Here is a 13,545-nt window from a genome sequence, read left to right as displayed (position 1 = left end):
ACAGGTACTCATTGTGGATATCCTTTTGTGGGAGCCGGCTTGCCGGCGATGAGGCCGGTACAGGCAAACTTGCCCACCGAATCTGTTCGCCAACATGTGGATAAAGTGTTTACCCATCGCTGTATCCGTTGCTTGACAAGGCTTGCAAGGATTTGATCAAAAATTGATCAGCGTCTCCGGAAGCATTTGCCCAATCCCGCAGACAAAGCCAGCCCAGGTTTCCCACAATCGCTGTTAGCCGGTCTGTGGATAATATGTTTGGCGAAGCCTGCAAGTAGCGTATTCTCTGGCCTGTAAGAACATGATCAAATATTGATCAATGCGGCCTAAATCTCTCCCAGATCAGTATTTTCAGTGACTTGCGCTGTTATCCACAGTCATTTTCCTCGCTCCCCGATATCTGCACACAAAATCTGTTGGCCCTTCTGTGGACAAGGTGTTCGGTAAACCCTGAAGGCAGCGTGCTAGTTGGCTTTCAGAGGTTCGATCATTAAATGACCAGCTCGTGTCTGCAGAAGCGCTGCATCACTGTCCACAAGGCCTGTCGATAATTCTGTGGATAAGCTGTGCCGAAGCTCTGCATGACAATGTAAAACGCCACGGCTGACGAATCAGCCGTGGCGTTTTCAGTGCTGGCGGAGGGTTACTGCGCTTTCACTTCCTTGAGGTACGGCGCAGGCTCTGCGCCGAGGTTCTCGAGCACGCGCTGGCTGTACCAGTCGATGAAGTTGACCACGCCGAACTCGTAGGTTTTCGAGTATGGCCCAGGCTGATAGGCGGTGGAGTTGATCCCGCGCTGGTTCTCTTCGGCCAGGCGACGGTCCTGGTCGTTGGTGGCGTCCCACACCTTGCGCATGCGCTCCGGGTCGTAGTCGACGCCTTCCACGGCATCCTTGTGCACCAGCCACTTGGTGGTGACCATGGTCTCCTGCGCGCTGATCGGCCACACGGTGAAGACGATCATGTGGTCACCCATGCAGTGGTTCCACGAATGTGGCAGGTGCAGGATGCGCATCGAGCCCAGGTCCGGGTTCTTGATGCGGCCCATCAGCTTCTGGCAGGCCTGCTTGCCGTCCATGGTCATCGACACGGTGCCCTTGAGCAGCGGCATGCGCACGATGCGGTTACGCAGGCCGTGGCTCTTGTGCAGGTACGGGATCTTCTCGGCTTCCCAGGCGGCGGCGGAAGCGGCCACGTGGTCCTTGAATTCCTGGCTGGCGCGCGGGTCGTTGGTGTCGTCCCACTCCAGCAGGGTTTGCAGCAGCTCCGGGTGCGAACCGCTGCAGTGGTAGCACTCGCGGTTGTTTTCCAGCACCAGCTTCCAGTTGGCCTTCTCCATCAAGGTGGTCTGCACCGCCACCTTGGTGTTCTCCATGTCGTACGGTTCCATGTAGTGTTCCAGGGTAGCCAGGAACTCGTCGATGGCAGGTGGATTTTCCGACAGGCTGATGAAGATGTAACCACCGGCGACCTTCACGTTCACCGGCTTCAGGCCGTATTCCTTCATGTCGAAGTCGGCGCCCATTTCGGTGCCCGCAAACAGCAGGCGGCCGTCCAGTTCATACGTCCACTGGTGGTAGTGGCAGACCAGCTTGGCCACTTTGCCCTTGTCGCTGACGCACAAGCGCGAACCGCGGTGGCGGCAGACGTTGTGGAAGGCGTGCACCTTGCCTTCGGCGCCACGCACCACCAGGATCGGGTTGTTGCCGATCTGCAGGGTGATGTAGTTGCCCTTCGCCGGGATCTCGCAGGTCATGCCCGCAATCAGCCATTCCTTCTGGAAGATCTCCTGCATGTCGATCTGGAACAGACGCTCGTCGGTGTAGAACGGCTGGGGCAGCGAGTAGGTGCGCTCGCGGGTCTGCAGCATCTCGGCGGTGGCCTTGCGTGCAGGTTCCAGTGGATCGCCCAGGCTCAGGGTTGCGGTGACGTCCATCGTGTATTCCTCGGGGCCGTGTGCGGCCGGCAAAAGGTGGCTAATCGTTGTTGTGGTGCCGCAAGGCTGGCTGTTGCAAGACAGCAGCTTCTTTTGCCGTGGAGTGTGCGTCCGAAGGCGGCGCGAACCGTATCCATGGGCGACATGGCCGATTTGAATTACGACGCGCCAGCCCTTGTATCACGGGGCTGGTCGCGATAAGCACGCCGATGTCGCAGGCAGGAATGTACGTCGCGTTCAGCTTGCGCATTATCCCAGCCATAAAAAGGCCAATTGTCGGCCGCTGGAGAAGAACATGTCCGATACCTTCCTCAATCCGGTCACCACCCAGACCTGGGCCAACGGCCGCCACATCGTGCGCTGCGTCAAGGTCATCCAGGAGACCTGGGACGTGCGCACCTTCTGCTTCATGGCCGACCAGCCGATCATGTTCTTCTTCAAGCCAGGGCAGTTCGTCACCCTGGAGCTGGAGATCGAAGGCAAGCCGGTGATGCGCTCGTACACCATCTCCAGTTCGCCGTCGGTGCCCTACAGCTTCTCGATCACCGTCAAGCGCGTGCCGGGCGGGCTGGTGTCCAACTTCCTCCACGACACCATGCATGAAGGCGCCGAGCTGCCGGTGCACGGCCCGGTGGGGCTGTTCAACGCCATCGATTTCCCGGCGGGCAAGGTGCTGTACCTCTCCGGCGGCGTCGGTATCACCCCGGTGATGTCCATGGCGCGCTGGTTCTACGACACCAATGCCAATGTCGACATGGTCTTCGTGCACAGCGCCCGGTCGCCGAAGGACATCATCTACCACCGCGAGCTGGAGCAGATGGCTTCGCGTATTCCCAACTTCAGCCTGCACATCATTTGCGAGAGGCACGGCCTGGGTGAACCCTGGGCGGGCTACCGCGGCTACCTGAACCAGCGGCTGATGGAGCTGATCGCGCCCGACTACATGGAACGCACGGTGTTCTGCTGCGGCCCGACGCCGTACATGACGGCGGTCAAGCGCATGCTCGAAGCGGTCGGTTTCGACATGAAGAACTACCACGAGGAGTCGTTTGGCGCGACCCCGCCGGAAGCCAAGGCCGACGCCGTGGAGCATGCCGAGCAGGCCGCCGACGCGCCGGAACTGGATGTGTCGGACTTGAACCTGGTGGAGTTCATCGGCAGCGAGAAGAGCATCCGCATTGCCCCGGGTGAGACCGTGCATGCGGCGGCGGCGAAGGTCGGACTGATGATTCCGAAGGCCTGCGGCATGGGCATTTGCGGTACCTGCAAGGTGCTCAAGCTGGGGGGGGAGGTGGAGATGGAGCACAACGGCGGGATTACCGAGGAAGATGAAGCCGAGGGTTACATCCTGTCGTGCTGCTCCGTGCCCAAAGGGGATGTGCGGATCGATTACTGATCTCGGGAGCCGGCTTGCCAGCGATTGGGGGGGTAAACCTGACCGGCGGTTGATCCAGGTCGGAACAAGGGGCCGCTTACCCTGTCAATCTGGCAGGTATAAACCTTGTAAATCCGATATTTAATGGCGATGGCTGACACTTTTCTTTATCGTGTGCGCCCCTCGCAACAACCTGAGATATCCCCATGCTGGAAGCCTCCCTGAACCAACTCGAGCAACTGGTCGTCGACCTGATGCAGAAAAACGCTCAACTCACCGAGCAGAACACCTCCCTCGGCCAGGAACTGGCCCAGGCCAAGGAAGAAAACGAAACCCTGCAACTGTCGCTGATGGAGCAGGAAGAAAAGCACGGCGCTACCGCCGCGCGCATCCAGGCGCTGGTTGACCGCGCCAGTGCCGGTGTCGTCGGCGCATGAGACTGCAAGCGCAGCCGATCAATGTCGTGTCGATCCTCGGCAACGACTATTCGATCAAGGCGCCCGAGGGCCAGGAAGATACCCTGGCGCAGGCAGTGCGGATGCTCAACACCGCCTTGGCCGAAACCAAGCGCCAGTACCCGACCCTGATCGGCGACAAGCTGCTGGTACTGGCCGCCCTCAACTTGTGTTCCAAGCAGGTCGAACTGCAGAAGGAACACCAGCAGACCCTCGAGCGGACCCAGGCGCAGATCGACGCCACGGTGGACGCTATCGTTCGGACCATCGCCGAACAGTAAGCCTTGCCTCGGCACCCCTGCATGCGCGGACGGAACCCGCGTTGGCAGGGGTGCATCTGTTTGTTCCAGATCACTGGATTATGTGAATACGCAAGTGTATACACTTCCTGTAAAACAATAATTAGCGGGGAGCGGGGCATGCGTATCTGGCGTAAGAGTATCCAGTGGCAGTTGATCGCGAGCATGGGCGCTGCCCTGCTGGCGAGCATCCTGGTGGTAGTGGTGATTTTCACGGTGGCGCTCAACCGCCTGACCGAACGTTATCTGCTCGACACAGCGCTGCCAGCGAGCATCGAGGCGATGCGCAACGACATCGAACGCATGCTCGGCCAGCCGCTGGTGGCCGCAGCCGACATTGCCGGCAATACCCTGCTTCGCGACTGGCTGGCAGCCGGTGAAGACCCCGCCGAACGGCCTCGCTTCATCGAGTACCTGGAAGCTGCCAGGCAGCGTAACCAGGCCTTCACCACCATGTTCGCCGCCACCGAAAGCGGCCACTACTACAACGAAAAAGGCCTCGACCGCACCCTCGACCGCGGCAACCCCAAGGACAGCTGGTTCTACGGCTACATCGACAGTGGCGCCAAGCGCCTGATCAACATCGACATCGACGGCTCCACCGGGGAGCTTGCGCTGTTCATCGATTACCGCGTGGAAAAGGACGGCAAGCTGGTCGGCGTGGCCGGCATGGGCCTGCGCATGAGCGAGCTGTCGAAGCTGATCCATGACTTCAGCTTCGGCGAGCGTGGCAAGGTTTACCTGGTGCGTAACGACGGGTTGATCCAGGTTCACCCCGACGCTGCCTTCAGCGGCAAGCGCCAACTGGTCGAACAGCTCGACGCCACTGCCGCCAAGGCGCTGCTCAGTGGTGCCCAAGGGCTGCGCAGCAGCCGCTTCCAGCGCGATGGCGAAGACTTCCTGGCGCTGGGCCTGCCGTTGCGCGACCTGAACTGGACGCTGGTCGCCGAGGTGCCCGAGGCACAGATCTACGCACAGATGAACCAGGCAGTCTGGTTGACCACGCTGATCGGCGGCGGCGTCGCGCTGCTCTCGCTGTTGCTGGTGGTGCTGCTGGCACGTGGTCTGGTGAAGCCGATCCGCCGCGTGACCGCGGCGCTGATGCAGATTGGCAGCGGCGCGGGTGACCTCAGCCATCGCCTGGATGATTCGCGTCAGGACGAGCTGGGCGACCTGGCCCGTGGCTTCAACCGTTTCCTCGACAGCCAGCGCAGCTTGATCGGCGATGTGCTGCACACCACCGAGCGCCTGCACCGTGCGGTCGCGCAGGTGACTCATGTGGTCGACAACACGGCCGAGCGCTCCGGGCGGCAACAGGAGATGACCGAGATGGTCGCCACGGCCGTCCATGAAATGGGCCTGACCGTGCAGGAGATTGCGCGCAATGCCGGTGATGCTGCCCAGGCATCGCAGTCGGCACGTGACGAGGCCTTGCAGGCCCGTGAGGTGGTGCGGCGCTCGATCCAGGGCATCGAAGGCATGTCGGACGACATCGGCAAGGCCGCCAACGCGGTTGGCCAGTTGGCCGATGAAGTCGCCTCGATCGATGAAGTATTGGCGGTGATCCGCAGCATTTCCGAGCAGACCAACCTGCTGGCGCTGAATGCGGCCATCGAGGCGGCGCGGGCAGGGGAGATGGGGCGTGGTTTCGCGGTGGTGGCCGATGAAGTCCGTACCCTGGCCCGGCGCACGCAGCTGTCCACCGACGAGGTGCAGCAGATGATCCAGCGGCTCAAGCAGGGGGCTGGCTCGGCGGTGACGTCGATGCAGGCGGGGCAGCAGGCGACGGGCAGTGGTGTCGAATTCAGCCAGCGTACCGGGACTTCGCTGGGGGCGATCACCGACCAGGTGGAGCACATCAGCGACATGAACCATCAGGTGGCCACGGCGACCGAGGAGCAGTCGGCGGTGACCGAGGAGATCAACCGCACGGTGCAGGGGATTTCCGATCTGGCGCGGGAGACAGCGGCAGAGGTGCAGGGGTGCCGGGAGGAATGTCAGGCGCTGCGCGGGTTGGCTGATGATCTTGCCCGGCAGATGGGGGGGTTCAAGCTTTGAGTCGGCGTTGAACCCATCGCCGGCAAGCCGGCGATTGCTATCTGTCAGGCACCGATGATCGCGCGGATATCCGCCGCCAGCTCGCGCACCCGGGCTTGCTCGGTATCCCACGAACACATGAACCGCGCCCCACCGCTACCAATAAAGGTATAGAACCTCCAGCCCCTGTTGCGCAGCGCCTCGATGGCGGGTTCCGGCATCTGCAGGAACACCCCGTTGGCTTCCACCGGGAACATCAGCTCCACACCCGGCAAATCACTCACCAGCGACGCCAGCAACTGCGCGCAATGGTTGGCGTGCGCGCCGTGGCGCAACCAGGCGCCGTCTTCCAGCAGCCCGACCCACGGCGCGGACAGGAAGCGCATCTTCGATGCCAGTTGCCCGGCCTGCTTGCAGCGGTAGTCGAAGTCTTCGGCCAGGTCGCGATTGAAGAACAGGATGGCCTCGCCGACCGCCATGCCATTCTTGGTGCCACCGAAGCACAGCACGTCGACCCCGGCCTTCCAGGTCAGCTCGGCCGGGCTGCAACCGAGGAACGAGCAGGCATTGCTGAAGCGCGCGCCGTCCATGTGCAGGTTCAGGCCCAGCTCCTTGCAGGTGGCGCTGATCGCCTTGAGCTCGTCGGGGCGGTACACGGTGCCCACTTCGGTGGCCTGGGTGATGGTCACCACGCGCGGCTTGGGGTAGTGGATGTCCTGGCGCTTGAGCGCCACTTCGCGGATCGACTGGGGCGTCAGCTTGCCGTTGACGCTGGGCGCGGTCAGCAGCTTGGAGCCGTTGGAGAAGAATTCCGGAGCGCCGCATTCGTCGGTCTCGACGTGAGCGGTCTCGGAGCAGATCACGCTGTGGTAGCTCTGGCACAGCGAGGCCAGGGCCAGGGAGTTGGCGGCAGTGCCGTTGAAGGCGAAGAACACTTCGCAGTCGGTTTCGAACAGCTTGCGGAAGTATTCGGAGGCGCGCTCGGTCCACTGGTCGTCGCCGTAGGCGCGGTCGTGGCCGTGGTTGGCCTTTTCCATCGCCGCCCAGGCTTCGGGGCAGATACCGGAGTAGTTGTCGCTGGCGAATTGTTGGCTCTTGTCAGTCATGGCTCTGTCCTGTGAACGACGCAGAATCGCACTCTAAACCATTGCTGAAACGGTTGCCTATACAAGCAACTTCAATGGCCCGATCGCCGGCAAGCCGGCTCCCACAGGTATCCCGCTGCACTCCAGGGCAGTGATTTCCCTGTGGGAGCCGGCTTGCCGGCGATTGGGCCAGTGTGAGCAACCCCAAACCGAATGTCGTAAACGCGCCATTGCAAGGCGTGCGCAGGCATCTGACCCACCCCGGCCAGTCATACCATCGCCACAAAGGGCCACAGTGCCTTACAGACAAGAAACGATCGCTGCCGGGAGAAACAAGATGTTCAGCAAGCAAGACCAGATCCAGGGTTACGACGACGCACTGCTGGCGGCGATGAATGCCGAAGAACAACGCCAGGAAGATCACATCGAGCTGATCGCCTCGGAGAACTACACCAGCAAGCGCGTGATGCAGGCCCAGGGCAGCGGCCTGACCAACAAGTACGCCGAAGGCTACCCGGGCAAGCGTTACTACGGTGGCTGCGAGCACGTCGACAAGGTCGAGGCGCTGGCCATCGAGCGCGCCAAGCAGCTGTTCGGTGCCGATTACGCCAACGTCCAGCCGCACTCCGGCTCGTCGGCCAACGGCGCGGTCTACCTGGCCCTGCTGCAGGCCGGTGACACCATCCTGGGCATGAGCCTGGCCCACGGCGGCCACCTGACCCACGGCGCCAAGGTGTCGTCCTCGGGCAAGCTGTACAACGCCGTTCAATATGGCATCGACACCAACACCGGCCTGATCGACTACGACGAAGTCGAGCGCCTGGCCGTCGAGCACAAGCCGAAGATGATCGTTGCCGGCTTCTCGGCCTACTCCAAGACCCTCGACTTCCCACGCTTCCGCGCCATCGCCGACAAGGTCGGGGCGCTGCTGTTCGTCGACATGGCCCACGTTGCCGGCCTGGTCGCCGCTGGCCTGTACCCGAACCCGATTCCGTTCGCCGACGTGGTCACCACCACCACCCACAAGACTCTGCGCGGCCCACGTGGCGGCCTGATCCTGGCCAAGTCGAACGAAGAGATCGAGAAGAAGCTCAACGCCGCCGTGTTCCCCGGCGCCCAGGGCGGCCCGCTGATGCACGTGATCGCCGCCAAGGCCGTGTGCTTCAAGGAAGCGCTGGAGCCCGAGTTCAAGAGCTACCAGAAACAAGTGATCGAAAACGCCCAGGCCATGGCCGAAGTGTTCATCGATCGTGGCTACGATGTGGTGTCCGGCGGTACCGACAACCACCTGTTCCTGGTCAGCCTGATCCGCCAGGGCCTGACCGGCAAGGACGCCGACGCTGCCCTGGGCCGTGCGCACATCACCGTCAACAAGAACGCCGTGCCGAACGACCCGCAGTCGCCGTTCGTCACCTCGGGCCTGCGCATCGGCACCCCGGCGGTCACCACCCGCGGCTTCAAGGTCGCGCAATGTGTCGCCCTGGCCGGCTGGATCTGCGACGTCCTCGACAACCTCGGTGACGCCGACGTCGAAGCCGATGTGGCGAAGAACGTCGCTGCCCTGTGCGCCGACTTCCCTGTTTACCGCTGAGTGGAGCAGACGACCATGCAACGCTACTCGGGCTTCGGCCTTTTCAAGCACTCCCTCAGCCACCACGAGAACTGGCAGCGCATGTGGCGCACGCCGACCCCGAAAAAGGTCTATGACGTGGTCATCGTCGGCGGTGGCGGCCATGGCCTGGCCACGGCCTACTACCTGGCCAAGGAACACGGCATCACCAACGTCGCGGTGATCGAGAAGGGTTACCTGGGCGGCGGCAACACCGCCCGTAACACCACCATCGTGCGTTCCAACTACCTGTGGGACGAGTCGGCGCAGCTGTACGAGCACGCCATGAAACTGTGGGAAGGCCTGTCCCAGGACATCAACTACAACGTGATGTTCTCCCAGCGCGGCGTCTACAACCTGTGCCACACCCTGCAGGACATCCGTGATTCCGAGCGCCGGGTCTCGGCCAACCGCCTCAACGGCGTCGATGGCGAGCTGCTCGATACTGCCCAGGTCGCGGCCGAAATCCCGTACCTGGACTGCTCGAAGAACACCCGCTACCCGATCCTCGGCGCGACCGTTCAGCGCCGTGGCGGCGTCGCCCGTCACGACGCCGTGGCCTGGGGCTATGCCCGTGCCGCCGACGCCCTGGGCGTGGACCTGATCCAGCAGACCGAAGTGATCGGTTTCCGCAAGGAAAACGGCGCGGTCATCGGTGTCGAAACCAACAAGGGCTTCATCGGCGCCAAGCGCGTCGGCGTGGTCACCGCCGGCAACTCCGGGCACATGGCCAAGCTGGCCGGCTTCCGCCTGCCGCTGGAATCGCACCCGCTGCAAGCGCTGGTATCCGAGCCGATCAAGCCGATCATCGACAGCGTGATCATGTCCAACGCCGTGCACGGCTACATCAGCCAGTCCGACAAGGGCGACCTGGTGATCGGTGCCGGTATCGACGGCTGGGTCGGCTACGGCCAGCGCGGTTCGTACCCGGTGATCGAGCACACCCTGCAGGCCATCGTCGAGATGTTCCCGAACCTCTCGCGCGTGCGCATGAACCGTCAGTGGGGCGGCATCGTCGACACCACCCCGGACGCGTGCCCGATCATCTCCAAGACCCCGGTCAAGAACATGTTCTTCAACTGCGGCTGGGGTACTGGCGGCTTCAAGGCCACCCCGGGCTCGGGCAATGTCTTCGCGGCGAGCCTGGCCAAGGGCGAGATGCACCCGCTGGCTGCGCCTTTCTCCATCGACCGCTTCTACAACGGCGCACTGATCGACGAACACGGCGCCGCCGCTGTCGCCCACTAACCGGAGCCACCGTCATGTTGCATATTTTCTGTCCCCACTGCGGCGAGCTGCGCTCCGAAGAAGAGTTCCACGCCTCTGGCCAGGCGCACATCGCCCGCCCGCTGGACCCTAACGCCTGCTCCGACGAGGAGTGGGGCACCTACATGTTCTTCCGCGACAACCCGCGCGGTATCCACCATGAACTGTGGGACCACGTCGCCGGCTGCCGTCAGTACTTCAACGTCACCCGCGACACCGTGACCTACGAGATTCTGGAAACCTACAAGATTGGCGAGAAGCCGCAAGTGACCGCCGCCGGCAAGCAGAACGCTGCACCGTCGACCGTCAAAGGCCAAGGGGAGAAAGTATGAGCCAGACCTATCGCCTCGCCAGCGGCGGCCGCATCGACCGCAGCAAGGTCCTGAACTTCACCTTCAACGGCAAGACCTACCAGGGTTATGCCGGTGACACCCTGGCCGCCGCGCTGCTGGCCAACGGCGTCGACATCGTCGGCCGCAGCTTCAAGTACTCGCGCCCACGCGGCATCATCGCCGCCGGTACCGAAGAGCCGAACGCCATCCTGCAGATCGGCTCCAGCGAAGCCACCCAGATCCCCAACGTGCGCGCCACCCAGCAGGCCCTGTACGCAGGCCTGGTCGCCACCAGCACCAACGGCTGGCCGAACGTCAACAACGACGTCATGGGCATCCTTGGCAAGGTCGGTGGCAGCATGATGCCGCCGGGCTTCTACTACAAAACCTTCATGTACCCGAAATCGTTCTGGATGACGTACGAGAAGTACATCCGCAAGGCAGCCGGCCTGGGCCGTGCGCCGCTGCAGAACGACCCGGACAGCTACGACTACATGAGCCAGCACTGCGACGTGCTGATCGTCGGCGCCGGCCCTGCTGGCCTGGCCGCTGCACTGGCTGCTGCGCGCAGCGGTGCCCGGGTGATCCTCGCAGACGAGCAGGAAGAGTTCGGCGGCAGCCTGCTCGACAGCCGTGAAACCCTCGACGGCAAGCCTGCCGCCGACTGGGTCAACGCTGTGGTGAAGGAACTGCAAAGCCTGCCGGAAGTGACCCTGCTGCCACGCGCCACGGTCAACGGCTACCACGACCACAACTTCCTGACCATCCACGAGCGCCTGACCGACCACCTCGGCGACCGCGCACCGATCGGCCAGGTGCGCCACCGCGTGCACCGTGTCCGCGCCAAGCGCGTGGTCCTGGCTGCCGGCGCCCACGAGCGTCCGCTGGTCTACGGCAACAACGATGTGCCGGGCAACATGCTGGCCGGCGCCGTTTCCACCTACGTGCGCCGCTACGGCGTGGCCCCGGGCCGCAAGCTGGTGCTGTCGACCAACAACGACCACGCCTACCGCGCTGCGCTGGACTGGCATGACGCCGGCCTGCAAGTGGTCGCCATCGCCGACGCCCGCCACAACCCGCGAGGTTCGCTGGTCGAGGAAGCACGTGCCAAGGGCATCCGCATCCTCACCTCCAGCGCCGTGGTCGAGGCCAAGGGCAGCAAGCACGTCACCGGCGCCCGCGTGGCCGCCATCGATGTGCAGGCGCACAAGGTCACCAGCCCTGGCGAAACCCTCGAGTGCGACCTGATCGCCACCTCCGGCGGCTACAGCCCGATCGTTCACCTGGCATCGCACCTGGGCGGTCGCCCGGTATGGTGTGACGACATCCTCGGCTTCGTGCCGGGCGATGCACCGCAGAAACGTGAGTGCGTGGGCGGCATCAACGGTGTCTACGCCCTGGGCGATGTGATCGCCGATGGTTTCGAAGGCGGCGTTCGCGCAGCCACCGAGGCCGGCTTCAAGGCCACTGTCGGCGCCCTGCCGAAAACCATCGCGCGCAAGGAAGAGGCCACCGTGGCGCTGTTCCAGGTGCCGCACGACAAGGGCACCAAGGGGCCGAAGCAGTTCGTCGACCAGCAGAACGACGTGACTGCCGCTGGTATCGAACTGGCCACCCGCGAAGGCTTCGAGTCGGTCGAGCACGTCAAGCGCTACACCGCGCTGGGCTTCGGTACCGACCAGGGCAAGCTGGGCAACATCAACGGTCTGGCGATCGCCGCGCGTTCGATCGGCATCACCATCCCGGAAATGGGCACGACCATGTTCCGCCCGAACTACACCCCGGTGACTTTCGGCGCCGTTGCCGGCCGTCACTGCGGCCACCTGTTCGAGCCGGTGCGCTTCACCGCCCTGCATGCCTGGCATGTGAAGAACGGTGCCGAGTTCGAAGATGTCGGCCAGTGGAAGCGCCCGTGGTACTTCCCGAAAGCCGGTGAAGACATCCACAGCGCCGTGGCCCGCGAATGCAAGGCCGTGCGCGACAGCGTGGGCCTGCTGGACGCCTCGACCCTGGGCAAGATCGACATCCAGGGCCCGGACGCGCGCGAGTTCCTCAACCGCATCTACAGCAATGCCTGGACCAAGCTCGATGTGGGCAAGGCCCGCTACGGCCTGATGTGCAAGGAAGACGGCATGGTCTTCGACGACGGCGTGACCGCCTGCGTCGGCGACAACCACTTCTACATGACCACCACCACCGGCGGCGCCGCCCGGGTGCTGCAGTGGCTGGAGCTGTACCACCAGACCGAATGGCCGGAAATGAAGGTGTACTTCACCTCCGTCACCGACCACTGGGCCACCCTGACCCTGTCCGGCCCCAACAGCCGCAAGCTGCTCGGCGAGCTGACCGACGACATCGACCTGGACAAGGACGCCTTCCCGTTCATGACCTGGAAGGAAGGCACCGTCGCCGGCGTACCGGCTCGGGTGTTCCGCATCTCGTTCACCGGTGAGCTGTCGTACGAAGTGAACGTGCAGGCCAACTACGCCATGGGCGTGCTGGAAAAGGTCATCGCGGCGGGCAAGCAGTACAACCTGACCCCGTATGGCACCGAGACCATGCACGTACTGCGCGCCGAGAAGGGCTTCATCATCGTCGGTCAGGACACCGACGGCTCGATGACCCCGGACGACCTCAACATGAGCTGGTGCGTGGGCCGCAACAAGCCGTTCTCGTGGATCGGCCTGCGCGGCATGAACCGCGAAGACTGCGTGCGCGAGAACCGCAAGCAGCTGGTAGGCCTCAAGCCTGTGGACCCGACCAAGTGGCTGCCGGAAGGCGCCCAGCTGGTGTTCGACCCGAAACAGCCGATCCCGATGGACATGGTCGGCCACGTCACTTCGAGCTACGCCTCCAACTCCCTGGGCTATTCGTTCGCCATGGGTGTGGTCAAGGGCGGCCTCAAGCGCATGGGCGAGCGCGTGTTCTCGCCACAGGCCGATGGCAGCGTGATCGAGGCGGAGATCGTTTCTTCGGTGTTCTTCGATCCGAAGGGTGAGCGGCAGAACGTTTGACTCCGGGCCCTGTGGTGAGCCTGCTGGCCCGATCGCCGGCAAGCCGGCTCCCACAGGATCGATGCAGATCTGAAGGCTGATGCTGTACCTGTGGGAGCTGGCTTGCCAGCGATGAGGCCGGCAAAGGCCCCACAAGA

General features: G+C 63.4%; 10 protein-coding genes and 1 pseudogene. 9 read left to right on the top strand and 2 right to left on the bottom strand.

Annotation, left to right across the window (positions count from 1 at the left end; all coding sequences use genetic code 11):
- Positions 1-643: 643 nt before the first annotated feature.
- Complete coding sequence (gene gbca, locus PPL01S_RS12455) at positions 644-1,936, bottom strand: glycine betaine monooxygenase oxygenase subunit (RefSeq protein ID WP_016393306.1); 1,293 nt, start codon at positions 1,934-1,936, stop codon at positions 644-646.
- 295 nt (positions 1,937-2,231) lie between these two features.
- Here gbca and gbcB point away from each other — a divergent pair, with 295 nt between their 5' ends.
- The 5 genes and pseudogenes from gbcB (at position 2,232) to PPL01S_RS26015 (ending at position 6,123) form a co-directional block, all read left to right on the top strand.
- Positions 2,232-3,332: a glycine betaine monooxygenase reductase subunit gene (gene gbcB / locus PPL01S_RS12450; RefSeq protein ID WP_016393305.1), complete on the top strand. Its 1,101-nt coding sequence runs from the start codon at positions 2,232-2,234 to the stop codon at positions 3,330-3,332.
- Positions 3,333-3,517: 185 nt separating this feature from the next.
- Positions 3,518-3,748 (top strand): hypothetical protein, encoded by a 231-nt coding sequence (locus PPL01S_RS12445; RefSeq protein WP_016393304.1) that lies wholly within the window; start codon positions 3,518-3,520, stop codon positions 3,746-3,748.
- Positions 3,745-4,047, top strand: a complete 303-nt coding sequence (locus PPL01S_RS12440; RefSeq protein WP_016393303.1) for a cell division protein ZapA — start codon at positions 3,745-3,747, stop codon at positions 4,045-4,047. Before PPL01S_RS12445 ends, PPL01S_RS12440 begins: the two co-directional genes overlap by 4 nt.
- A 21-nt stretch (positions 4,048-4,068) precedes the next feature.
- Positions 4,069-5,259: pseudogene (locus tag PPL01S_RS26020) on the top strand (HAMP domain-containing protein); the annotation flags it as partial.
- Between the two features lie 126 nt (positions 5,260-5,385).
- Positions 5,386-6,123, top strand: a complete 738-nt coding sequence (locus PPL01S_RS26015; RefSeq protein WP_415639447.1) for a methyl-accepting chemotaxis protein — start codon at positions 5,386-5,388, stop codon at positions 6,121-6,123.
- A gap of 44 nt (positions 6,124-6,167) precedes the next feature.
- On the opposite strand, the gene PPL01S_RS12430 is transcribed toward PPL01S_RS26015, so the two are convergent.
- Positions 6,168-7,208: a threonine aldolase family protein gene (locus PPL01S_RS12430; RefSeq protein WP_016393301.1), complete on the bottom strand. Its 1,041-nt coding sequence runs from the start codon at positions 7,206-7,208 to the stop codon at positions 6,168-6,170.
- Between the two features lie 316 nt (positions 7,209-7,524).
- On the opposite strand from PPL01S_RS12430, the gene PPL01S_RS12425 reads away from it, so the two are divergent.
- Genes PPL01S_RS12425 through PPL01S_RS12410 form a run of 4 tightly spaced genes read left to right on the top strand, consistent with a single transcriptional unit; the run spans position 7,525 to position 13,408 of the window.
- Positions 7,525-8,778: a serine hydroxymethyltransferase gene (locus tag PPL01S_RS12425; RefSeq protein WP_028625728.1), complete on the top strand. Its 1,254-nt coding sequence runs from the start codon at positions 7,525-7,527 to the stop codon at positions 8,776-8,778.
- A 15-nt stretch (positions 8,779-8,793) separates the two neighbouring features.
- Positions 8,794-10,044, top strand: coding sequence for a sarcosine oxidase subunit beta family protein (locus tag PPL01S_RS12420; protein WP_016393299.1), 1,251 nt, complete (start codon positions 8,794-8,796; stop codon positions 10,042-10,044).
- Between the two features lie 14 nt (positions 10,045-10,058).
- A complete protein-coding gene (locus PPL01S_RS12415; RefSeq protein WP_016393298.1) occupies positions 10,059-10,394 on the top strand; it encodes a sarcosine oxidase subunit delta in 336 nt (111 codons plus the stop codon).
- Positions 10,391-13,408, top strand: coding sequence for a sarcosine oxidase subunit alpha (locus PPL01S_RS12410; RefSeq protein ID WP_028625727.1), 3,018 nt, complete (start codon positions 10,391-10,393; stop codon positions 13,406-13,408). Before PPL01S_RS12415 ends, PPL01S_RS12410 begins: the two co-directional genes overlap by 4 nt.
- Positions 13,409-13,545: the final 137 nt, after the last annotated feature.

It is taken from the genome of Pseudomonas plecoglossicida NBRC 103162 = DSM 15088, assembly GCF_000730665.1.
Taxonomy (GTDB): Bacteria; Pseudomonadota; Gammaproteobacteria; order Pseudomonadales; family Pseudomonadaceae; genus Aquipseudomonas; species Aquipseudomonas plecoglossicida.
The sequence above is the reverse complement of the archived record's forward strand: the minus strand, read 5'-3'. Positions and strand labels throughout refer to the sequence as shown.

Excerpts from the sequence above, each read along its gene's own strand:
- PPL01S_RS12430 (WP_016393301.1), bottom strand. The coding sequence starts at position 7,208 with ATGACTGACAAGAGCCAACAATTCGCCAGCGACAACTACTCCGGTATC.
- PPL01S_RS12425 (WP_028625728.1), top strand. The coding sequence starts at position 7,525 with ATGTTCAGCAAGCAAGACCAGATCCAGGGTTACGACGACGCACTGCTG.
- PPL01S_RS12445 (WP_016393304.1), top strand. The coding sequence starts at position 3,518 with ATGCTGGAAGCCTCCCTGAACCAACTCGAGCAACTGGTCGTCGACCTG.
- gbcB (WP_016393305.1), top strand. The coding sequence starts at position 2,232 with ATGTCCGATACCTTCCTCAATCCGGTCACCACCCAGACCTGGGCCAAC.
- PPL01S_RS12420 (WP_016393299.1), top strand. The coding sequence starts at position 8,794 with ATGCAACGCTACTCGGGCTTCGGCCTTTTCAAGCACTCCCTCAGCCAC.
- PPL01S_RS12440 (WP_016393303.1), top strand. The coding sequence starts at position 3,745 with ATGAGACTGCAAGCGCAGCCGATCAATGTCGTGTCGATCCTCGGCAAC.
- PPL01S_RS12410 (WP_028625727.1), top strand. The coding sequence starts at position 10,391 with ATGAGCCAGACCTATCGCCTCGCCAGCGGCGGCCGCATCGACCGCAGC.
- gbca (WP_016393306.1), bottom strand. The coding sequence starts at position 1,936 with ATGGACGTCACCGCAACCCTGAGCCTGGGCGATCCACTGGAACCTGCA.
- PPL01S_RS26015 (WP_415639447.1), top strand. The coding sequence starts at position 5,386 with ATGACCGAGATGGTCGCCACGGCCGTCCATGAAATGGGCCTGACCGTG.
- PPL01S_RS12415 (WP_016393298.1), top strand. The coding sequence starts at position 10,059 with ATGTTGCATATTTTCTGTCCCCACTGCGGCGAGCTGCGCTCCGAAGAA.